Source organism: uncultured Shewanella sp. (assembly GCF_947501665.1).
Taxonomy (GTDB): Bacteria; Pseudomonadota; Gammaproteobacteria; order Enterobacterales; family Shewanellaceae; genus Shewanella.
In genome coordinates, this window is the sequence record NZ_CANMWS010000010.1 from 118,169 (window position 1) to 140,129 (window position 21,961).

Consider the following 21,961-nt stretch of genomic DNA (forward strand, 5'->3'; position numbering starts at 1 on the left):
CAAGAGATATGTTTAAAATCGGACAGAAATACCTGCTCCACCATAATAATCTGAGTCATAATTAACGGTAAAACTAATGCGGCGTGTCAGCCAATAATTTAACCCCACTCCCCAGCTAGTATAGGCATAGGAGTCATACTCAAATTCAGTGGTTAAACTTAACCTATCAGTAATTTGAAAGGGCTTACTGAGTTGAGTGCGAAGATTGCCACGATGATCAACCCAGTTTAAGCTATCAATATCGAAAGGCAGTAAATAATAGAAACCCAGTACGCCTCTATTTCTATGGGGATCCATGTCAGTATCTGCGTCAAATCCAGCATATAAAGAAAAGAAACGGTTAAAGTAGCGGTAGTAACCGACGCTAAAATCGTATTCATCATCCCAGTTGTATTGCCAGTTTAATGCGACATTATTGCGAGAATTGGTTGTCATTAATACTCCTTCGGTCATTTGACTAAAAAAGCCTGCATCTGACCATGTATACCAAGGATCTTCATAAGCTTTATCACGTTGTGCCATGACATCTGGAGCGACTTCAGTGCCTTCATAATGGACGATACGTTCCATGCCTGACACCATGTGATAGAGGTTGTGACAATGAAAAAACCAGTCTTTTTCTTCATTGGCGGCAAATTCTATGATAGTGGTATGCATAGGGGCGACATCAACTGTATGTTTGAGGGTAGAGTAGTCTCCTTGTTCTGTGACAACTCGAAAGAAGTGTCCGTGGAGATGTAAAGGATGGCGCATCATGGTTTTGTTAGTCATGATGAAGCGAACATTTTCGCCTTTTTTGATGGCAATGATGGCGTCTTCAGCCAAGGTTTTATTATTGAACGTCCAAAGGTAGCGATCCATATCTCCCGTTAAATCAAGCTTTATTTCTCGCCAAGGGCGATTTTTTGGTAATTTTGTTTTATCTATCGCTCTTAATTTGCTGTAAGGAGCAGCAGGTCGCTTATCGAGTGTGCCGCCCGTAAATTGATTTTTCATTATGTCGCTTTTGTCTGCCATGCCTTTCATTTTTGTGTTGGGCATGTTTGTTTTCATGTTTGCCATGCTATTGGCACCCATTTCGGTATTATTGATGTTTGAAGGGGTCTTTATTGTTGTAGTAGGGCTTTTTTGGGGCATACTTTTCATGGCAATCATAGCATTAGTCATATCAACACTGAGCTGGTAAATATCGGGCTGAGGGATATCTGTCGCTGGATATTGTTGACTATTAAGATCGCCTATCCAAGTGGAAGTATAGCCAGTGCCGTCAAAAGAGGTGGCACGAAATTCATACTGTCCATTTTGTGGGATTTTAACGAGGAAGTCATAGCTTTCAGCTGTTGCTATCAATAATCGTTCAAGATTCGTTGGTGTGATGTCAAGTCCATCTGCTGCAATAACCTTAAGGGGCCCACCAGCATAATTGAGGTAAAAATAGGAAGAGGTACTGGTATTGGTGACTCTTAAACGTAATAATTCTCCCGGTTTACCTTTAACTTGCCAATGGGGTTGTCCATTGGTGATAAATGCATCGTAGCCTACATCGGACAAGTCTGCATCGAGTACATTATAAAAGTTTCTTTTAATTAAGTTGCCAAAACTATTGCTTTTTATGGCTCCAGTGATTGTCTGTACTTGATTTTTTTTCAATGTAAAATAAGGACTATTACGTTTTAGACTGCGTAAGTTATGGCTCGGTATTTCATCATTCCAGTCACCAATACTAAGTACGACATCTCTAGGAGCATCTTCTGTTACGGTTTTTGGATGGATAACAATAGTGCCTTTAAGGCCATATTGTTCTTGTAATTTGAAATGTGAGTGATACCAGTAAGTGCCTGTTTGAATAAGGGGGAAACGGTAAACTTCTGTTTTTCCTGGTAGTACAGGTAAAGTGGTGACATAGGGCACTCCATCAACTGCATTGGGTACAAGTAAACCATGCCAGTGAACGGTGGCGGGGACAGATAATGTGTTGGTGACTTCCATTACTGCAATATCACCTTCTGTGAATTCTAAGGTTGGACCGGGCATTTGGCCATTGATGGTAATCGCTTGAATTTCTTGTCCGGTGACATTGACTGGACCTTTGGCGATATTTAATTGGTAGCGTACTTCTTTTGCTTGAGCAAAAAAAATAGAAAACAATAAAACAAGTGAAGATAAAATAAAGAAGCGATTGAGACTGTTCCTTAATTTTGGTGTCATTGTTCATTCCTTGAGACATGTATATGAGGGCGTGCAAGCCTTTTAAGCATAAGAATAGAAAATGCTTTTTGCGAATATTCACGATTAAATAACCTGAACTTCTTTGGCGTCGTCGGCTTGGGTTCCTGACGTCGCTCTACCTTTACCTTCCCTGGTGTCGTCGGCTTGGGTTCCTGACGTTGCGCTATTTTTTATCTACTTCTCAGCGTGATAAAAACACATTTATTTCGAATGTTATTTAACCACGAAAGATAAACAGGCCTAGTAAATGTGTTTTCCTTGTTATTTTAAGTCAGAACACCTGTATACGACTTTAGAATATCTAAGTGATTTTTATGACAATTGAATTAAATTGTGGAAGCAATTAAATGAGCATTTTATAAAATTTTAATCTTATTGGATTAAATCAAAGTAAATGTCGAGGTAGGATAATGGAAGGCTTACAGCTTGGGGGGGCTTCAGCAACGAGTCGCTGGAATACACATTATATTAGCACAGAAGAAATCGCTCATGTGAATAATGTTCGCTTTGGTGAGAAGCTTTGGGATTGGCTATGTGATGCGGTTTGTGGGACCCATAGAGCTGAAGCCAAGGAGTATATTCGACAACTTGATGCACTTGAAAATAAACCGTCTTCTGAAACAAGCAGTGAAAAAAGAGTGCTTTTCTTCAAGCTATCTAACTTAACCTCAAATGATTATATTAATATTGACCGCTCAAACGGAGAATTGAAATATCAAATAGGGTATTTTAAAGGTAATGTTAAAGATTATCAGGTACTCAAAACTTGGACTCGCCCTAAACTTGATAGTAATGAATTATTAGCGCAAGCATCTAAAGCTAAAGGGTTACAAGACAGGTTAGTGAAAGCGTTTGATGTGCAGATACAAAGCCAAGGCAAACCTACTCTTAGGGCTGTGCCTGTTTATATGGCCCATCGTTATGCTTCAAGTGAATTATCTCCTCCTTTGCATGCGTATATTATGGCGGGAGAGCCGGGTTCTAAGCATGCGCAACTTTTTGGTGAAAAAAATGACATGACTCGCTCTAAGGTTGAGCTGAGTGATACGTTTATGACTGAGTTATCAAAAGCAAAATATGTGACGAAAAGCAGCGATGGAACGAAAATGAAAGTGTTTTTTGAGGAACCAATCCTTAAAGCCGTTTCTGCATTAAAAGGCGAAAATTATGCTTTTCTTGATGGGTTTGTGGATGCCATTAAGAGAGAACTGAATAAATTTGATGCAGAAATGAAACTGACAGAGTCACATCGCATTGGATTAGGTTATCTTGCGGCAAAATGTAATGGGCAACAGGGATTTTATAATATGGATCCTCGTAAAGGTTTTACCCATAATGAGGATATGCGTTACTTTGAGCAGCAAAAAGGCCCAGTTAAACAACAGCCTGTTAAATTGACGACAATACAAGAAATCACTCGAGAACAGCGGATTTATCAGGATTACTTAAATGAGAAACTGGGGCTTAATGGGTTAGAGCAACAGCCTAGCGGTGTCAAAATGACCAAAGAGCAACAACAATATGCTCAAGTTATTAATCAGTTAAAGAGAAATAATGGTGAACATGTCATTGCCAAACATGCCCAGAAAATGGAACTAAAAGATCTGGTTCATGAAAAGCATATGCTAACGGAGCCTGAGAGAAAAGCACTAAAAGATCGCACTATGGTGGTTTATACGGCTTTACCGACTAATAGCCCATTTGAATCAAACTGTAATCGAACTGCGGCAACTTACCTTCAAGCGGCAATTAACAGAGAGAAAGGTTTGCCGATAGATGTTTATCAGGAAGTTAAATCAGGTACTCGATGGGCATTAGCGGGCAATACACGAAGACATATCCATAATCCATTGCAAAGTCAAAAAGTGACCAAGGATAGCATTGGCGAGCAGGAATTTCTTGAAATTCAGCAGCGTCATCCACATGTTATACCGCAAGATGAGCAATCAATGGTGTTGGGTAAGAAGCAAGTGGAAGATTTTAAATCACAAAATAGTCAATATACTGGCTATAGCCGATTAAGAGCCGTTGTGAATTCATTATCGAATTTTTTTACTAGTCAGTCTTAATATTAAACATTTTAAGGCAGAAACTATATACATTCATTTTAAAATAATGAGAGTTAGATAGCATTAAAAATTGAATATGTATCATGATGAATTAGATAAAAAATTGCTATGATCCCTGAGCTCTTAATTAGGATTACTTTCTTTAAATTGACAAAGGGAATGTTATTTTTACGACAGTTTGTTTTGTTTTTAGGAAGAAATTACAAGCTTAATCGATTAAGTTTGTAATTTCTTTAATTTAAACATAGGGCAGGAAAATGGCGGGTATTCAGCTAGGGGGAGGAGAGGTAACCCATAATACTTGGGATAAAAACTACATTAGCGCAGCAGAAATTTCTCATATAAATAATATGACGAAGACTGAGAAGATCTGGGATTGGTTGTGTGATACTGTTTGTGGTACCCACAGAGCTGAAGCGAAAGAGTATATCAGACAATTAGATGTGCTGAGCAGTGATGACAATACGCCGGATATGGTTGGATTAAAGAAAGATATTTTTGCTAAGTTAGCAGCTTTAACTTCAAATGACTTTACTAGAACACTGCATTCAAAAGACCAAATTGAATATCAAATAGGCTATTTTAAGGGGCCTGCTAGCACTCACAAAGTTATCAGCACTTGGAATAGACCTGCTTTAGATGAATACCAATGTGAAACTCAAAAATTACAAGCTGAATTTTTAAAACAAAAGTTAGTAAAATCTTTTAATGAGCAGATGAAAGGCATTGTAGAAGCAGGGCAGTCCCAAATTATAGATGGAAAAGAAAAAGTTCAATTAGATAAGGAATTGAATGCTGCCCGTAGTTTAGTTAAGCCCGTTCCTGTCTATATCGCGCATAGTCATTGTTTTGGTAAGTTGTTACCGCCATTGCATGCGTATATTATGACGGGAGAACCTGGCTCTCAAAATGCTAGGCTGTATGGAGAAAGAAACGATTTAACTCGTTCTAAGGTAGAACTTAACGATACCTTTATAAATGAATTGTCAAAAGCAAAATATGTGACCAAAAGCAGCGATGGAACGAAAATGAAAGTGCCTTTTGAGGAACCGATCCGTCAAGCTATTTTGGCATTAAAAGGCCAAAATTATGCTTTTCTTGATGGGTTTGTAGAGGCCGTTAAAACTGAGCTTAAAAGGGCAGGCGATGAAAATTTATTGACTGAATCTCACCGTAGAGGTTTAGGGTATGTTGCCGTTAAATGTAATGAACAACCAGGTTTCTATAATACGGATTCATGTAAAGGCCGTGATTATAATGAAGATATACATAATTTTGAGCATCGAAAAGGCCCAGTGAAACAGCAACCTGTTAAACTGACAACGCTACAGGAAGTCACTCGTGAGCAGCGAGTTTATCAGGATTATCTAGATGAAAAGTTAGGGCTTAATGGGTTAGAGCAAACGAAAGCCAGTATTCTTACAAAAGCAGGCCAAACAGTGTTATCTGAACCTGAGAAAAAAGACTTAAAAGCACAGACTATGGTAGCTTACTCAGTGTTACCGTCTGATAGCGCCATGGAAGCAAATTGTAATCGTATGGCTGGAACGTATTTAGAAGCGGCTATTAATAGAGAAAAAGGCTTACCCTTAGATATATATCAAGAAGTTCAATCGGGTACAAAATGGGCTTTAGGGGTGAATACGCGTAGTCATATCCATAATCCATTGCAAAGTCAAAAAGTGACCAAAGATAGTATTGGCGAGCAGGAATTTCTTGAAATTCAGCAGCGTCATCCACATGTTATATCGAAAGATGAGCAATCAATGGTGTTGGGTAAGAAGCAAGTAAAAGATCTTGAATTGCAAAATAGTCAAGATACTGGCTATAGCCGATTAAGAGCCGTTGTGAATTCATTATCGAATTTTTTTACTAGTCAGTCTTAATATCATTTAATATTGCCTGCCTGTTGCAGGCGATATTTTTATGCTTGAGGTATCATGGGGTAACTTGACTAATTATATTGTATGGAAGATATAATTGTGTGGATCCAAAAAGAAATAAACATAAAAGCAAAAAAAAGAGGTTTCCATCTTATTACTGAGGATATTCTCTCAGCATTACCTGAACTCAAGCAATTGAATATTGGAGTATTACACCTTTTTATTAAACACACTTCAGCTTCTATTGCACTTAATGAGAATGCCGATCCAAGTGTGCGTCATGACTTGGAAAAACACTTTAATGTGCTTGCGCCTGAAAATGCGTCTTATTATAAGCATACGTTTGAAGGGCCTGATGATATGCCTGCGCATATTAAATCAACCTTGATTGGAGTGAGCCAAAGTATACCGGTGAAAAGTGGCTCTTTGAATATGGGGATCTGGCAAGGTATTTACCTTTGTGAGCATAGAGATAGGGGCTCATCAAGAACGTTAGTGTTGACATTAAATGGTGAATAATAGATTAACCCGAATTTGGGATAATACGGGTATAGATTAAATTTTATTAACCAGCAATATCTTAACTTTATGGTTTTGTTGTTATTTATTTCACTTTTTGCTAAATGCCCATATTCTTGTCGATATCAAGGTGGGGTTTAGTGCTTAATAGCCCACTATGAGCAGAAAACACAATACAGATAGAGAGCAAAATAGCGATATTTAATGACGCTGCTTAACCCGAGTTCAGGTAGATTCTTCACAGAAGATCTCATGAAGAAGATCGATGACTTTAATTATATTCTTATCACCGAGTTGATAATGTATCGTTTGTGCTTCTCGTCGGGTTTTGACATATTTTTCTCTTCGAAGCCAAGCTAAATGTTGAGATAATGTCGACTGCGCTATGGGGATCCGTTTATTGAGTTCGGAAACTGATAGCTCATTTTCTTGAAGTAAGCAAAGGATCATTAATCGGTATTTATTACTCAATGCCTTCATGAGAATTTCTGCTTTGGTCGCGTTTGCTTCCAATTCTGCTAATGACAAGGTGGAATTCATTTCTTTGCTTACGTGTTAAATTTTGATGAAAGCATACTAGCATATTTGGGAATGTTCATTCCAATGAGCATCATTAATATAAATACCAAAACTTTAGGTGAGCCACCAGTGAGGTTAACCAGTGCAGGTCCTGGGCAGATCCCTGATATTCCCCAACCAATACCAAATATTATTGCGCCCAATATAAGGGAGAGATCAATAGTGATTTTATTAGGAAAGCGAAAGGTGTCAGTGAATTTAGGTGAGGTCTGCCTTTTGATGATTTTATGATAAACAGGAATAAAAAGGGCGAGTGCAGAAAACATGACAAGGGCTAAGCTGGGATCCCAAAACCCTGTAATATCCAAAAAATTAAGGACTTTATTAGGGGCAACCATTTGTGAAATGGTTAGTCCCATGCCGAATAAAAGACCACATATGAGTGCAATAAATCGTGTCATTAGTTAACTCACCCATTTTAAAATAAAGACAGTTATCATTGCCGTTATCATAAAAATGCTGGTGGCAATAATAGAGCGAATAGATAGGCGGCCAATGCCGCATATGCCATGTCCACTGGTGCATCCAGAACCTAACTGAGTGCCTAGGCCGACCAGAAAACCACCGATTGCTATGGCTTCCCAACTTAGATCTATTTGTGTTGGTAAGTGAAACCCCAATATAGCCGAAAAAAATGGGCTGATAATCAGACCTATAATAAAAAAAATGCGCCAATATTCTTTAGATAAAGACACGCTAAAGCTGCCATATAAAATGCCTGATACGCCTGTTATTCTGCCATTAAAATAAAGTAAAGCTAATGCGGAGACGGACAGGGTTAGCCCACCTAGAATTGCACTCAGCCAGGTTAATTGTTCCATGATGACCTCTAAAGCAGATTGGTATTAAAAGGAGGAGTTGAAAAAATGCTGTTATCAACAGGCCATAAACCCGCTTGAATATTAAAGGGCAATGCTGGGTATAAAAGTTTTGGCGGCATTAAATGTGTATCTCTAGAATGGCGTAATTGTACAAAATGATCCTTTGATGTTTCTTGGCGAATATGAATATTGGACATTTTACTTTCCTTCACACTGGCTTGATAACTGAGTGGACGATTATTCGGTTGATAATCGTGGCACATCCATAATTGGGTGTGTTCTGGTAGAGCGTAAAGACGTTGTATACTTGTGAATAATATTTTGGCGCAACCACCATGAAAATCACAACGAGCTGAACCGCTGTCTGGCATAAAGAGGGTATCGCCAATAAAGGCATTATTATCGATTAAATAAGTCACGCTATCTTGAGTATGTCCAGGAGTTTCCATAACTGTAATTTCTGTTTGTCCAAGAGTGAGTCTATCATTATCTTGCAGTAGTCGATCAAATTGGTGAGTTACAGTGGGTGAGCGTTGATTGGGAACATATTGCTGGTTAAATAGTGTTTGAGTGTTGATGACGCCTTGACTCATTATAATGCTCCCCCCTAACAGGCTTTTAATATATTGGGCGGCAGTAAGGTGATCAGCATGAGTATGGGTTTCAGCTATCCATTTTACTGATAATTTTTTTTGTTGAATGAAGTCAATTTGTTTATCTGCAAACAGAGTGTGTATTGTTTTTGATGGTTTATCAAAATCAAGCACACTGTCGATAACAATCGCTTCAAGAGACACTTTATCGTAAATAATATAACTGATAGTACAAGATAATGGATGAAAAAAAGGTGTGATGATAATGGATGACATAGTATATTCCTTTATTTAATATCTGATAATCGTATATTAACGATATACGATTATCAAGTGTTTTTACGTTAATGTATTTGAGAGAAGACTGACTTTGACTTTTTACTAGTGATCCTAAGATAACAAATATAGGATATGAGCTTCAAAGACTTGAAATTTACTTTATGGAAAGAATGATAATGTCAATAGGAATAGAAGTATTAGGCAGTGGTCCAGTCGTCATTTTATTACACAGTTCTTTAAGTTCAAAAGACCAGTGGAAAAACTTAGTGAAGCAGCTTTCAGCAGGTTTTACATGTGTGAATGTGGACTTGCAAGGATATGGTAGTGAAGCCAATAAGGCTGTCCATTCACCGTATACATTACAATGTGAAGTCGAACGTATTCAACTTTTCTTACAGCAGCAAGCATTATCTGGTCCCTATTACCTCGTTGGGCATTCCTTTGGTGGGGCGGTAGCACTGCGCTTTGCTGATGCACTAAAACAGCAAGTTAAAGCCTTATGTGTCTTTGAACCTGTTGCTTTTCATTTATTAGATGAGGCGCATCAAAATCGCCAGCAAGTCTCAGAGCTGGCTGTAAGAATGAATAATGTAACCGCTATTGAAGCGGCGGCTTTATTTACGAATTATTGGAATGGAGAGGGCTATTTTGCAGCTCTACCTAAGCAGATACAGCAAGGTTTGGCGGGAATGATGCCAAAAGTGGCGCTAGACTTTGAGGCTATTATTAATGAACCAAAAACAGTATCTGATTATGCGGCCAGTATTTCCGCTAATGTGCTATTAATCACAGGTCAGAAAAGCCGAAGTGCAGCCAAAGCTGTGGTGGACGTCATTGAAGGGCATGTACATCATGTGACTAAAATTGAAGTTAATGGCGGGCATATGGCGCCATTAATGCAGTCGAGCTTAGTGAATCCTTTGATTATGGACTATTTATATTCTAATCAGTAATTTTATCAGTCATTGATAACCCATTTATTAAGTTGCAATAATAAAGAGGAAGGTTTGTTTGATTAATGTATTGAGTCAACATGGTAAGCTTGCGATACGTTTTTGGTACTCTCAAAGACAAAATGCGTTTATTCAATCAATTAAAACCTTAGTCATTATTGTATGTGCTTGGTTTCTGCTTGGAGAATATAATCAAAATGCCCAGCTCATTGGCACGTTTGTCGCGGGATTTTTGTCGTTAGTACGTTTTGGCCGCGGTAGAAAGCAACAGTTTTTAACGATTTTTTTCACGGCGATTGCCATGATAGCTAGCAGCGGTTTAGCATTGCAATTTTATCAAATACCTTGGTTAAGTAATGGGGTATTTGTTGTGTTGGTTTTTATTGCATTTTACCTCAGGCGTTTTGGCGGTCGGTTTTTCATGCCTCCATTATTTGTACTCATGTTGTATATTGTGGTATTGCTTTTACCTCGTCCGCCAATATTGAATTTGTGGGAAGGCATTTTAATGGCTACGGGCATTGTTCTTTTTTTCACTTTTTTAATTATACCTATTGATGATCGTAGGCAATTAAATACCAACACACAATTATTATTTAAATTGTCCTCTGAAACGCTGCATTCTTTTTTGGTTATGCCACGTAAAGAAACAATACAGGAAGAAAAACAACGATTAATACCTAAAAAAACGTTTATATCAACATTTGAGATACAGCATAAAAGCTTTATCAGAGGGGCTTTGCAGTTAAGAAAAGACAATACTCGGCTGGTCAATGAGTGTTTATTTTTAGATAACGATCCGGCATTAGAAAGGTTGTATGATTTTCACTATCGTATGACAAAGACGTTTGGCATGCTGTTTGAAAGTTGCCAGCAATTAATAGCGAGTGAAGAATTAAACCTTCAAACACAAGAAGACATCTTGAGAGTTGCGAATGCTTTATTCTTAGTATTAACGTTATCTAAGATAAATCATATGCAAGTGACTTTGGTACATATGCAGCAGTTTAAGCGTGAATATGCGTATTTTAGCCAATATCCTTTTGAGATTGATTTAACCCATCCAGTGTCCATTCATATTTTTAATTTTTCTTTAAGTATAAAGAGGTTAATTGAAAATTTTGACTTGTGGGAGGAAAATATTGATGCATAATGCGACTCGTCAAGCTTTTCAAGCCTCTATTGCGGTATTATTGACACTTATTATTGCACATGGCTTTTCGCTGGAAAGGGGGATTTGGGCGACGTTAACGGCGATTTTATTAGTGTCGAGTACGTTTGGTGAGAGTATAAAAAAAGCCAAAGAACGGGTTAGTATGACTTTGGTTGGTGGAGCGCTGGGTACTGTTATTGTATTGTATTTTTTACCTTTATTTCCAAAAGAAAATGCATTTTTATTAGTCATATTTTTGTTTACAACCATTCTTGCAATGGTATATTTTCTGCCTCGTTCTTATGCTTGGGCGAGCTTCTTTATTACACTATTTGTTGTTTTTTTATTTTCTATATTAACGGGTTGGAGTTTGTCGTTATTAGCGGTTAGAGCTTATGATACCTTAATTGGCGCATTAGTGGCTGTACTTGTATCAGGTTTGATCCTTCCAAACCGCAGTCATGTGGATGTACAAGCTCACTATTTAACGATGCTAAAGCAACTTGATGGCTTTATTGATGATATTTTCTATGCTGTCGCATCGTCAGATCCGCAATATATGTGTCAACTTATGGGATGGCATCAGAAATTATACCCCAGTTGGGAAGCATTAAAAAACAAGCAGTTGTTTAATGAATTTGAATTAACTTTTTCTAGACATAAGCGTCAACAGCTTAGAACTTATCAATTTGGATTTGATTTATTATTTCATTACTTGACAAATATTTTGGCACTGCTTGAAAAAGAACCGAGTCCATTATGTGCAAAATTTGAAAAAGAATTATTACAATTTCAAGGAGTGATAAAAGAGAATTCAGAATTACTCTCTAAGCTAATGGCAGGTGAAATAACAGGAGAAGTGGAATATGAAGCTCACTCTTTAGATGTCATTCGATTACAAATGCGTCAGAAAATAGCCATGTTATATAAAGATAACCCTATGCCAGATTACGCTGAAATTGAGCATTTCTATAGCTTAATTTATTATTTACGCAAAGTGAATCAATTGCTGACTGATTTGATTGATAGTACGCATCGTTAAGATTTTGACGCCCAGTGCTTTCTAAAGAAAACGGAGGTCAACGGTTTAGCCGTATGGCTAAACCGTTAGGATATACTGTTAATAGTTACGAAAGTAATGGTTACGCAAGCAATGGTTTTAAAAAACGAGCTGTGTGTGACGTGGGGTGCTCAGCCACTTCTTCGGGGGTGCCACAGGCTAAAATCGTGCCGCCACCATCACCGCCTTCAGGACCTAGATCAATAATCCAATCCGCTGTTTTTATGACATCAAGGTTATGTTCGATAACCACTATGGTATTACCATGGGATTTCAAGCGATGTAATACGTCCAATAACATTTGAATATCGGCAAAATGCAGGCCGGTTGTGGGCTCATCTAAAATGTATAAGGTTTTTCCGGTATCCCGTTTTGACAGTTCTTTGGCCAATTTAACCCTTTGTGCTTCTCCACCAGAAAGTGTCGTCGCACTTTGCCCTAGACGAATATAAGACAAACCAACATCCATCAAGGTTTGTAATTTTCGAGCAACAGCTGGAATGGCATCAAAGAAAGGGCGGGCTTCTTCGACGGTCATTTGCAGCACTTCATGAATGTTTTTACCTTTGAACTTCACATCTAAGGTTTCACGGTTATACCGTTTGCCTTTACAGGTATCGCATGGGACATACACGTCAGGCAAAAAGTGCATTTCGACTTTAATTAATCCGTCGCCTTGGCAAGCTTCGCAGCGGCCGCCTTTTACGTTGAAAGAAAAACGACCGGGTTGATAGCCTCGAGTCCTGGATTCTTGTGTTGCGGCAAAAATTTCACGGATAGGCGTGAATATTCCTGTGTATGTGGCAGGATTAGAGCGGGGTGTGCGGCCTATGGGGCTTTGATCTATGTCGACCACTTTGTCGCAATGATCCATACCAGTAATACTTTTATAAGGCGAAGGTTCATCAACGGTGGCGCCATTTAATTGAATATGAGCAATCTTATAAAAAGTGTCGTTGATTAGGGTCGATTTTCCTGATCCTGATACACCAGTAATACAGGTAAATAGGCCCACAGGGATCGTTAAGTCGACATTCTTGAGGTTATTTCCAGTGGCACCATTGAGCTCAATCAGTTTTTCTGGATTGTATATGACTCGTTCTGAGTCAATATGGATAGTTTTACTACCCGATAAATATTGCCCTGTGATAGAGTCTTTCGATGTGAGAATATCGCTAAGTGTGCCTTCACTGATGACTTCGCCGCCATGAACGCCCGCACCGGGACCGATATCAATGACATGATCGGCCATACGAATAGCATCTTCATCATGCTCAACCACAATAACGGTGTTACCCAGATCCCGTAAATGCAGTAAGGTTTTCAATAATCGTTCATTATCTCGCTGATGCAGTCCAATTGAGGGCTCATCTAAGACATACATGACGCCGACTAAGCCTGCACCAATTTGGCTGGCAAGGCGTATTCTTTGGGCTTCACCGCCAGATAAGGTTTCTGCTGAGCGAGATAAGCTTAAATAATTTAATCCCACATTCACTAAGAAGCCTAAACGATCGCGAATTTCTTTTAATATTTTATCGGCAATTTGTGCACGTTGCCCGTGTAATGTGAGCTTGTCAAAGTAGGCCATTGCTTCACCAATGGACCATTGGTTAAGCTTAGGTAAATTTAAATCTTCAATAAAGACATTACGGGCTTCTTCACGTAAGCGTGAGCCGTCACAGGTTTGGCAGGCCTGAGTATTAATGAATTTGTTAAGCTCATCGCGAACAGAGTTTGATTCTGTTTCACGATAACGCCTATCCATATTGTTCAAAATGCCTTCAAAAGGGTGATTGCGCACAACGACATCGCCTCTATCATTAATATACTTAAACGCGATGCTTTGCTTCCCTGAGCCATAAAGGATAATTTTTTGGGTAGGTTTATCTAGTTGCTCAAAGGGTTTTTCAATATCAAACTCATAGTGCTCAGCTAACGATGTGAGCATTTGGAAATAATAAAAATTGCGTCTATCCCACCCCCGTATTGCACCGCCAGCTAAAGATAATTCGCTGTTGGTGATGACACGGTCAGGATCAAAGAATTGCTGTACTCCTAAGCCATCGCAAGTTTGGCAAGCGCCTGCTGGATTATTAAAAGAAAAGACTCTAGGCTCGAGTTCAGCCATGGAATAGCCACATGTAGGGCAAGCGAAATTGGCTGAAAATACCTGTTCATTATTGTCTGCTTTATCATTCACATCCATACTGGTGACCACCGCGAGGCCACCGGATAATTCTAATGTGGTTTCAACCGATTCAGCGAGTCGTTGCCCGATATCGTCGCGGACCTTGAAGCGATCAACCACCACTTCAATGGTGTGTTTAATGTGTAGATCCAATGTTGGTGGATCGGATAAATCACAGACTTCACCATCAATACGTGCTCGTATATAGCCTTGAGCGGCGAGACTATCGAGTAATTTTACATGTTCGCCTTTTCGATTATTCACCACAGGTGCCAACAACATCTGTCGGCTACCCTCAGGTAAAGTCAATATTTTATCGACAATTTGGCTCACGGTTTGAGCGGCAAGAGGTAAACCATGGGTGGGACAACGAGGCTCTCCGACTCGAGCAAATAATAACCTTAAATAGTCATAAATCTCGGTGATGGTGCCGACAGTCGAGCGAGGGTTATGGGAGGTTGATTTTTGTTCAATGGAAATAGCTGGGCTCAATCCTTCGATATGATCCACATCGGGCTTTTCCATGAGACTTAAAAATTGGCGTGCATAGGCCGATAATGACTCAACATACCGTCTTTGTCCTTCGGCGTAAAGCGTATCAAATGCCAGAGATGATTTACCTGAACCCGAAAGCCCTGTGATCACGATGAGTTTGTCTCTTGGTATGGTCAGGTTGATATTTTTGAGATTGTGAGTTCGCGCCCCACGTACTTCAATATTGTCCATCAATCTCTCTGGCTCCGCCGTAAAAAAAGAGACTGATTATGCCACAGTCATAGTTCAGCGCAAAATTATACCTATCCATAAAAATTTACACTGAGTGTTTTGGCATCATTGAGATATTTCAATGAGGGAGCTTATTTCAAGGGAGCATAAAATGAATTGATTGCTGTTCATTGTTTTATTTAGTGGATAATGGTTTTTAATCGGCTATAGGCAGAAGAGAATGTTTTTTTATGCTAACAGTGATATACCGCACAGAACTTAATACTATTTTAAATTAAAGTTTATCTAATTAGTGTGCTTAGCTCATCATTTTAAGTGGTCGATTAAGATCTATTTGAGAGGGGAAATATGCATCCATTATTGCAAGAGCTTTATGATTATCATCATGGTGCATCTCAGATCATTGATGAGCTTTCTAATTTACTTATTCAAGTGAAGCATAAACCCTTATCAGTGCCAGATATACAGCCAATATTTAACTTACTTGCTATTTTACATTCCGATGAAGAGCAATTGCATCATCAAAATGAAGAGTTAATTCGCCAGCAATTGGTGGCAACGGATCTCCCTTTACACCCTCGAATACAGGATTTAGAAAATGATCATCACGGTTTTGATCGTATTGCCGATCATCTTAAGTTGCTGGTGGATTCTGAGTTAAGCCTTAGGGAAATGGCAGCCATAATCGATGATTATATTCGAAAATATTATGATCATATTGATGGAGAAGAGAATATTTTCTTCCCTATGGCGAATAAATATTTAACGGATAAAGATTGGGAAATGATCCAACAACGTTGGCAGACCAATGAAATGATAACAGAATAAATATCTGAACTGGGTTACATATCTTCCAATTTGGATTATATAGTTGACAATGAGGGTAGAACCTTGCCTTGAACTCGATAAATCTATCTACTTAGATTTTGATTTGTTTAATCAATAATTTGAGAGTTAGTCATCCTTAATTTACTGCCCATAAAGTTATCCCACCTATTTAAAATACATTTAAAATTCTGTTTTTAATGGTTTTTTTGTTTTTGCGGTTCAATGCCATTCAACTATACTTTTATCCTGTTTAACTATTTTTATAAAGTCAGAGATTGAGCACATTTTTATTAAAAAAAGCACAATATAGTGATTGTATAGTTCCCCATTGGTTGAATTTAATACCTGCAATTAATAGGGATCAGTCTATTCTTTTTTCGTGAGGTTATGGTGAAAATTATGATTGAAGTTCAAGATATCATTGCGCTAAAAAAATATGTTCGAGTTACTAATTTTTTAGCTACGTCGCAAATCTACTTAAAACAGAATGTATTACATAAACGCCCTTTGACTCATGCTGATATTAAACCTAGATTATTAGGTCATTGGGGAACCTGTCCTGGGATCAATTTTGTTTATGCCAACATCAATCGCCTTATTGTAAAATCTAAGCATGATTTTATTTATTTAGTCGGGCCTGGACACGGTTTTCCAGCCATTCAGGCTAATCTCTTTCTTGAGGGATCCTTAAGTCACTTTTATCCGGAAAAAATTCCCTACAACGAAAAAGGCGTAGAAGATATTTGTAAAAAGTTTTCAGCAGCCTATGGTTATCCATCACATGCTAACCCTGAAGCACCCGGGCAAATTTTAGAAGGTGGAGAACTGGGATATTCCTTATCTGTGGCGTGGGGAGCTGTGCTTGATAACCCAGAGTTGATTGCTGCAGTGTTAATTGGCGATGGGGAGTCTGAAACGGGACCGCTGGCAGCATCTTGGTATGCCAACCGATTGGTGTCGCCCAAGACTAATGGTGCAGTATTGCCTATTGTGCATATTAATGGCTATAAAATTTCAGGTCCTACTCGTATGGGAAGGATGAGCCATGAAGAGTTAACCTATGAATTTAAAGGGCTAGGCTACCATCCCATCATTGTTGATGATGGGGATGAAGAAGATGTCTTTGTGCAAATGGCCCAGGCTATGGATATGGCTTATGACATGATAAAAGACATTCAAACAAGGGCTAGAAATGGTGAAGATGTCGTCAAGCCTAAGTGGCCTGTTATTTTAATGCGCACGGCAAAAGGTTGGACAGGAGTGGAGAGTTATGATGGTGAAAAATTAGTTGGAAATTGTGAGTCTCATCAAGTGATAGTGGGAAAGTGTGCCAGCGATAAAGGACACTTGGACGCATTAGATCAGTGGCTAGCCAGTTATAAAATTAAAGAATTGTATGAAATTGATGCGCAAGGAAAGCTTATTTTTGATGATGATGTTCGCTCTTTACTGCCTCCCAATACACTGGCTTGTGGTCAACAGCGGCTGAGTTATGGTGGGGAAATCGTCAGGGCATTAGCCAAACCGCCACTTGAATTGCTGGCATACGGTCCTGAAACACCACGAGGTCAGCGTGGACGTTCGATGAATAAAATGGGGGAGTGGATGCGAGAAGCGTTTAAGCTGAATCGTAATCAGACAAACTTAAGAATATTCAGCCCAGATGAAACTTACTCAAACCAATTACAAGCGGTGTTTGAAGAAACCAATCGTGCTTGGCAGTGGCCGATTGAAGCTTGGGATAAAGATATGTCTCGAGAGGGGAGAGTGATTGAATTGCTGTCTGAGAATTTGCTGTTTGGTATGTTACATGGATATACGGTGACAGGACGGCATGCTATTTTCCCCACTTATGAGTCTTTTTCTCAAGTGGTATCATCGATGGCCGATCAATATTGTAAATATGTTTATGCCAGTAAAGGTGTACCGTTTCGAAAACCTATTCCTGCGTGTAATGTAGTACTTTCTTCTTTATTAGAGCGACAAGATCACAATGGTTATTCACATCAAAACCCTTCTTTTTTAGGTGCCATGTTAGAAAAACACCCTAAAATTATTTCAGCTTATTTACCTGCCGATGGTAACAGTACCTTAGTGTACACAGAGAGGGCTTTTGAAGGGCGAGACAAGCTTAATATTTTGGTGGCGGGCAAAAAAGACTTACCCCAATGGTTAACGTTAGCCGAAGCGCGTAAACAAGCGGAAAATGGCATCATGATTTGGGATTTTGCGTCAGATAATCATCCCGATATTGTTTTGGCTGCCTGTGGTGACTATGTCACGCAAGAATCAATGGCGGCACTTGTGCTGATAAGACAGCTTTTACCTCGAGTGAATATTCGTTTTGTATCCGTCACAGAGCTCACCAGTAGCGGATTAGGCAGTATTGAATTTCAGGAAAAACCTTGGTTAATGGATGAGATTTTCACTCAAGATAAAGGGGTGGTGTTTAATTATCACGGTTATCCAAATACCATCAAGAAACTGGTTTTTGATTACAGTGGCGCTAAACGCTTTAGAATTAAAGGTTATGAAGAAGAAGGCTCCACCACGACCCCCTTTGATATGGGAGTCAGGAATGCGACGTCTCGTTATCATCTGGTCATTGATATGGCGTATAAATTGTTTCAGCAGTCAGTGATCGATGAAATGCAGCATATTGAAATCACCACCGACATGCTACAAGCTTTGGTTGATCATCGCGCTTATATTAAAGAGAACGGTGTCGATCCTGCCAGTATAGAGAATTGGGTGTGGAGCCGTTGAGTTTATTAATATGCAGATCAGCGGCGGCTAAATAACGGTTTTGAGCTAAACTGGGAGAAAGTTCATTGCTATCATTCATTGAGGTGATAGCAATGGCGCCTTTATTGTTAGGAGAGAATATGCACCCCTTACTTGAAGAGCTTTATGCCTACCATCATAATGCATCGATGATCATCGATGAAGTGAAAATCTTATTGATGCAGTTAACAAAAAATACTTCTCCTTTAAAAGAAAATGAAGATTTATTTCGTTTATTGTCAGTATTACATGATGAAAAAGAGCGCTTACACCATCAAAACGAGGAGTTGATCCGCAAGCGATTAGTGGCTACGGATGTCGCGATACATCCTCGAATTTTAGATTTAGAACGTGATCATGATAGTTTCTATAAAATAGCGGATCATTTAAAATTGTTAGTGGATTCAGAGTTGAGCAGAGCTGAGATCCTAGCCATTATTGAAGATTATATTCGAAAATATTATGATCATATTGATAGCGAAGAAAATATTTTCTTTCCCATGGCGGATAAGCATTTAACTGAACAAGACTGGCAAGAAATTGAAAGTCAGTGGCAAGGTTAATCACGACTGACTTTCTAAATTTGTCAATGTATACCCGTGAAAGGTTAATTTATGGCTGAGGCTTATCCATTGGCATAGGCATATTTTTCTTCATCACTTCTTGGAGTTTTTCCTTCGTGATAGCAGGGTTAGCATTTTGCAAACAAGTCAGCATTGCAGCTTTGTTGGGTTTGTTTCCAGGAGAGACAGGTCTGGCTTCTTGCATACACATTTCCAATTGATCTGATGTCACATCTAACTCTAAGCTCATTTTTGCGAGCGGGAGCTTAGGTGGCATTGGAGCATCTGTTTCAGCTGCAATGGCATGATTGAAAAAAATAAAGCTAATGATAAACGCCATAATCAAAAAGGCACTAATAAATAAACTACTAACAATGAGGGGGGATGAGCGATTAGACATAATACATTCCTTTAGCAAGATAATTCCTTTATTAAGCATATTCTAATTTATAAAAATCGCACTTTTTATGTAGAAAAAAGTATAGCAATACTAAAGGCTATTACTTATTGATTATTATTTAATACGATAATTCAATCACTTTTGTTATTCTTATACTAGGGTCAGTTATAATATCCGTGCTTGTTGCAATAGAATGAGTAATAAAGCATTGAGTATTAATTATATAAAAGTATAAAAGGGTTAAAAGAAGAATGATAAAAATGAAAACAACCATACTGGCTATCAGTATGGGATTGAGCGCACTCTTTAGCGCTGCCAGTTTTGCCTCTTTTCACTGCGATGTATCTTTAAACCGTATACTGGTTTATAAAGACGGCAAAGTGAATGTGTGGCATTCTGGAAGGGGGGATTATACCAATATTTGCAATTTAAAAACGGAGAATAATGGCGTATCCATTGCCACCTGCGCTATGTGGACCAGCATGCTGCAATCCATCAAGAAAGACAATGGTAAAGCGATTTTTTATTATGCAGGGGATGGGAGTTGTGCCACGTTACCGACTTACAGTTCCAGTCCAACACCTGAATATATCGGTGCAATTTAGTTTTTAATTGTAACTCAGTTTGAGTGGGATACCTTTTTCTCACTCGTATCAGTTTGTCTCATCATACAGATATTTACTCAATTGATTTTATTCTATAAAATCGCCAACCTTTGTTTTAGCGTGTTTTCTACAACACCTTTATTTGGATTTTTTATTATGGATATGCCATTGCGCATGATTCACCTTGCTAAATTATTGATTGTGCTGTTTGTTGTTATACTAACGGGTTGTGCTAGGCCGAATACTTATCAGATAACTGAAAAAGAGGTGAATTGGTTAGCGCCCAAGTACATATTTACAGGTAGCGGGCTTCAAGAACGTGCATCGGCTAAACGTTTATTCGATGCGAATGTCGAACAGTTTCAATCATTAATGGGTAAATTATACGGTAAGGATGACAGGTACGTTTATTATCGAGGGTATCCGGTTGCCTTTGCCGATGTTTCAAGTTTTACGGCATTATCAAAAAACTATGGCATTGATAATAAGCGGGTATTTTTCAAGGGGAAGCCTTTGTTGGGGGCAAATCCGAAACAGTTTAAGGTGATTAAAGATAGCAGTTCTTCTTCATATGCTATCAGCGGTGATAAAGGTTATTTTGAGTCTACTCAGTTTGATCTCTGTGAGCCTAATAGCTTTAGATTATTGAAATCATCTAAGTGGGCAAGAGATAATGCTTGTGTATATTACAAAAATAAAGCGTGGGTTATAAACAATCCGGTCAGTTTTAAACTTTTCGATTTTACTTATGCTGTTGATGATGAGTATATTTACTATGAAAATAAGCGAGTTAAGCCTCAGGATATAGGATCTTTTGAGCAAATAAATCATTATTATGCGAAAGATAAACATGATGTGTATTATCAAGGGAAAAAAGTGATAGGTGCGGATCCTAGTAGTTTTAAGACTGTAGGCTATTTCATTCTTGGAAAAGGTAAAGACGCACAATATTGTTTTTTAGATGGGAAAAGAAATGATTGTAATACGCCTAGTAAAAAAACATGGTTAAGTGAACAACGTACTGAGAAAGAAATTAATCAGCAAGCTGAAAAGTTAGCAATGGGCTGGATTGAAAAAGATCAACTAAATAAGAATGAAAAAGGCGCTAAACGGCTTCAAACAACTGCATTTATAGTTAATCAGTTAGAAAAAAATATCCATACGCCAGCTAAAAAATTGCATATTAATAATATTCCTGAAAAATATGCTTTTGTATTGCTAGAAGCAGCCGGGTTATTTCCCAATAAACTGACCTATATTGTGAGGAAAAATACAGGCGAACAAGTCAGTGTTGAGATTTTTAAATCTGATTTTAGAGGGGTAATGACAGAAGTTAGGGATCAAGATATGCGGCTTAAACAAGGGGTTTATTCGTCATCTAGACGTTGGGCACCTGTTTTGTATCAACCTGTTAACTGCGAATTTGCATTAGGTTCTTGTATTGAAAGAAAGGTAAATACCTATTTTACCACTGGAGAAGAGAAGGTTAACCAATTTGAAGTCACCTACAAAAATGGTGTTTGGCAGTATCATAGACAACTTGATGAAGAACGTTGGCAAGATGAATATCGCATTTATGATCAATATGGCTTTATTGTGTATGAGGCAGAATTTTCAAATGATGAATTACGCCATGAATATATTCGTGAAGGCTTTGTACCCCCAGAAGTCAGTGTAGCATTGCAGTAATACATGCTTAACGAAGGCAAACAATAAGCCGTTTGTC

18 protein-coding genes are annotated in these 21,961 nt (G+C 38.5%); 11 read left to right on the forward strand and 7 right to left on the reverse strand.

The genetic code is table 11. The features are described from left to right. Positions 1-12: 12 nt before the first annotated feature. On the reverse strand, positions 13-2,208 hold the full coding sequence (locus Q0976_RS09525) for a multicopper oxidase domain-containing protein (protein WP_299493331.1): 2,196 nt from the start codon (positions 2,206-2,208) through the stop codon (positions 13-15). A 431-nt stretch (positions 2,209-2,639) separates the two neighbouring features. Here Q0976_RS09525 and Q0976_RS09530 point away from each other — a divergent pair, with 431 nt between their 5' ends. From Q0976_RS09530 to Q0976_RS09540, 3 genes are all read left to right on the forward strand, one after another. Further along, complete coding sequence (locus Q0976_RS09530; RefSeq protein ID WP_299493333.1) at positions 2,640-4,298, forward strand: hypothetical protein; 1,659 nt, start codon at positions 2,640-2,642, stop codon at positions 4,296-4,298. A gap of 257 nt (positions 4,299-4,555) precedes the next feature. Continuing rightward, positions 4,556-6,184: a hypothetical protein gene (locus Q0976_RS09535; RefSeq protein WP_299493334.1), complete on the forward strand. Its 1,629-nt coding sequence runs from the start codon at positions 4,556-4,558 to the stop codon at positions 6,182-6,184. Between the two features lie 81 nt (positions 6,185-6,265). Further along, positions 6,266-6,700: a secondary thiamine-phosphate synthase enzyme YjbQ gene (locus Q0976_RS09540; RefSeq protein ID WP_299493336.1), complete on the forward strand. Its 435-nt coding sequence runs from the start codon at positions 6,266-6,268 to the stop codon at positions 6,698-6,700. A 225-nt stretch (positions 6,701-6,925) separates the two neighbouring features. Here the strand turns inward: Q0976_RS09540 and Q0976_RS09545 are convergent, their stop codons facing one another. From Q0976_RS09545 to Q0976_RS09560, 4 genes are read right to left on the reverse strand one after another with little or no spacing between them, the layout of a single operon-like run. Beyond that, complete coding sequence (locus Q0976_RS09545) at positions 6,926-7,240, reverse strand: metalloregulator ArsR/SmtB family transcription factor (protein WP_299493338.1); 315 nt, start codon at positions 7,238-7,240, stop codon at positions 6,926-6,928. Between the two features lie 8 nt (positions 7,241-7,248). Continuing rightward, a complete protein-coding gene (locus tag Q0976_RS09550) occupies positions 7,249-7,680 on the reverse strand; it encodes a YeeE/YedE family protein (protein ID WP_299493340.1) in 432 nt (143 codons plus the stop codon). Positions 7,681-7,683: 3 nt separating this feature from the next. Then, positions 7,684-8,100: a YeeE/YedE family protein gene (locus Q0976_RS09555; RefSeq protein ID WP_299493343.1), complete on the reverse strand. Its 417-nt coding sequence runs from the start codon at positions 8,098-8,100 to the stop codon at positions 7,684-7,686. Between the two features lie 8 nt (positions 8,101-8,108). Beyond that, a complete protein-coding gene (locus Q0976_RS09560; RefSeq protein ID WP_299493345.1) occupies positions 8,109-8,969 on the reverse strand; it encodes an MBL fold metallo-hydrolase in 861 nt (286 codons plus the stop codon). Between the two features lie 179 nt (positions 8,970-9,148). On the opposite strand from Q0976_RS09560, the gene Q0976_RS09565 reads away from it, so the two are divergent. The 3 genes from Q0976_RS09565 to Q0976_RS09575 are packed head-to-tail and all read left to right on the forward strand — an operon-like array spanning position 9,149 to position 12,120. Continuing rightward, entirely contained in the window at positions 9,149-9,925 is a 777-nt protein-coding gene (locus Q0976_RS09565; RefSeq protein ID WP_299493347.1) for an alpha/beta hydrolase, read from the forward strand. Between the two features lie 58 nt (positions 9,926-9,983). Continuing rightward, positions 9,984-11,078 carry a hypothetical protein gene (locus Q0976_RS09570; protein ID WP_299493349.1) on the forward strand — a complete coding sequence of 365 codons (1,095 nt, stop codon included), beginning with the start codon at positions 9,984-9,986 and terminating at the stop codon, positions 11,076-11,078. Continuing rightward, positions 11,071-12,120, forward strand: a complete 1,050-nt coding sequence (locus tag Q0976_RS09575; protein ID WP_299493350.1) for an FUSC family protein — start codon at positions 11,071-11,073, stop codon at positions 12,118-12,120. Before Q0976_RS09570 ends, Q0976_RS09575 begins: the two co-directional genes overlap by 8 nt. A 100-nt stretch (positions 12,121-12,220) precedes the next feature. Here Q0976_RS09575 and uvrA read toward each other — a convergent pair whose 3' ends face one another. Then, the gene (gene uvrA / locus Q0976_RS09580; RefSeq protein ID WP_299493352.1) at positions 12,221-15,055 is read right to left on the reverse strand and encodes an excinuclease ABC subunit UvrA; all 2,835 of its coding nucleotides are present in this window, start codon (positions 15,053-15,055) and stop codon (positions 12,221-12,223) included. A gap of 348 nt (positions 15,056-15,403) precedes the next feature. Between uvrA and Q0976_RS09585 the strand changes: the two genes are divergently transcribed. From Q0976_RS09585 to Q0976_RS09595, 3 genes are all read left to right on the forward strand, one after another. Then, entirely contained in the window at positions 15,404-15,883 is a 480-nt protein-coding gene (locus Q0976_RS09585) for a hemerythrin domain-containing protein (protein WP_299493354.1), read from the forward strand. A 399-nt stretch (positions 15,884-16,282) separates the two neighbouring features. Continuing rightward, on the forward strand, positions 16,283-18,649 hold the full coding sequence (locus tag Q0976_RS09590; protein WP_299493356.1) for a phosphoketolase family protein: 2,367 nt from the start codon (positions 16,283-16,285) through the stop codon (positions 18,647-18,649). Between the two features lie 92 nt (positions 18,650-18,741). Then, positions 18,742-19,230: a hemerythrin domain-containing protein gene (locus Q0976_RS09595; protein ID WP_299493358.1), complete on the forward strand. Its 489-nt coding sequence runs from the start codon at positions 18,742-18,744 to the stop codon at positions 19,228-19,230. Between the two features lie 49 nt (positions 19,231-19,279). On the opposite strand, the gene Q0976_RS09600 is transcribed toward Q0976_RS09595, so the two are convergent. Next, a complete protein-coding gene (locus Q0976_RS09600; RefSeq protein ID WP_299493360.1) occupies positions 19,280-19,630 on the reverse strand; it encodes a hypothetical protein in 351 nt (116 codons plus the stop codon). 260 nt (positions 19,631-19,890) lie between these two features. On the opposite strand from Q0976_RS09600, the gene Q0976_RS09605 reads away from it, so the two are divergent. Then, the gene (locus Q0976_RS09605) at positions 19,891-20,235 is read left to right on the forward strand and encodes a hypothetical protein (protein ID WP_299493362.1); all 345 of its coding nucleotides are present in this window, start codon (positions 19,891-19,893) and stop codon (positions 20,233-20,235) included. Positions 20,236-20,391: 156 nt separating this feature from the next. Beyond that, the gene (locus Q0976_RS09610; protein WP_299493364.1) at positions 20,392-21,924 is read left to right on the forward strand and encodes a DKNYY domain-containing protein; all 1,533 of its coding nucleotides are present in this window, start codon (positions 20,392-20,394) and stop codon (positions 21,922-21,924) included. Positions 21,925-21,961: the final 37 nt, after the last annotated feature.

Bases quoted from the DNA above. Each gene is read 5' to 3' on its own strand.
- Q0976_RS09565 (WP_299493347.1), top strand. From the start codon at position 9,149: ATGTCAATAGGAATAGAAGTATTAGGCAGTGGTCCAGTCGTCATTTTA.
- Q0976_RS09605 (WP_299493362.1), top strand. From the start codon at position 19,891: ATGAAAACAACCATACTGGCTATCAGTATGGGATTGAGCGCACTCTTT.
- Q0976_RS09550 (WP_299493340.1), bottom strand. From the start codon at position 7,680: ATGACACGATTTATTGCACTCATATGTGGTCTTTTATTCGGCATGGGA.
- Q0976_RS09610 (WP_299493364.1), top strand. From the start codon at position 20,392: ATGGATATGCCATTGCGCATGATTCACCTTGCTAAATTATTGATTGTG.
- Q0976_RS09555 (WP_299493343.1), bottom strand. From the start codon at position 8,100: ATGGAACAATTAACCTGGCTGAGTGCAATTCTAGGTGGGCTAACCCTG.
- Q0976_RS09590 (WP_299493356.1), top strand. From the start codon at position 16,283: ATGATTGAAGTTCAAGATATCATTGCGCTAAAAAAATATGTTCGAGTT.
- Q0976_RS09535 (WP_299493334.1), top strand. From the start codon at position 4,556: ATGGCGGGTATTCAGCTAGGGGGAGGAGAGGTAACCCATAATACTTGG.
- Q0976_RS09525 (WP_299493331.1), bottom strand. From the start codon at position 2,208: ATGACACCAAAATTAAGGAACAGTCTCAATCGCTTCTTTATTTTATCT.
- Q0976_RS09575 (WP_299493350.1), top strand. From the start codon at position 11,071: ATGCATAATGCGACTCGTCAAGCTTTTCAAGCCTCTATTGCGGTATTA.
- uvrA (WP_299493352.1), bottom strand. From the start codon at position 15,055: ATGGACAATATTGAAGTACGTGGGGCGCGAACTCACAATCTCAAAAAT.
- Q0976_RS09595 (WP_299493358.1), top strand. From the start codon at position 18,742: ATGGCGCCTTTATTGTTAGGAGAGAATATGCACCCCTTACTTGAAGAG.
- Q0976_RS09530 (WP_299493333.1), top strand. From the start codon at position 2,640: ATGGAAGGCTTACAGCTTGGGGGGGCTTCAGCAACGAGTCGCTGGAAT.
- Q0976_RS09585 (WP_299493354.1), top strand. From the start codon at position 15,404: ATGCATCCATTATTGCAAGAGCTTTATGATTATCATCATGGTGCATCT.
- Q0976_RS09545 (WP_299493338.1), bottom strand. From the start codon at position 7,240: ATGAATTCCACCTTGTCATTAGCAGAATTGGAAGCAAACGCGACCAAA.
- Q0976_RS09600 (WP_299493360.1), bottom strand. From the start codon at position 19,630: ATGTCTAATCGCTCATCCCCCCTCATTGTTAGTAGTTTATTTATTAGT.
- Q0976_RS09540 (WP_299493336.1), top strand. From the start codon at position 6,266: ATGGAAGATATAATTGTGTGGATCCAAAAAGAAATAAACATAAAAGCA.
- Q0976_RS09560 (WP_299493345.1), bottom strand. From the start codon at position 8,969: ATGTCATCCATTATCATCACACCTTTTTTTCATCCATTATCTTGTACT.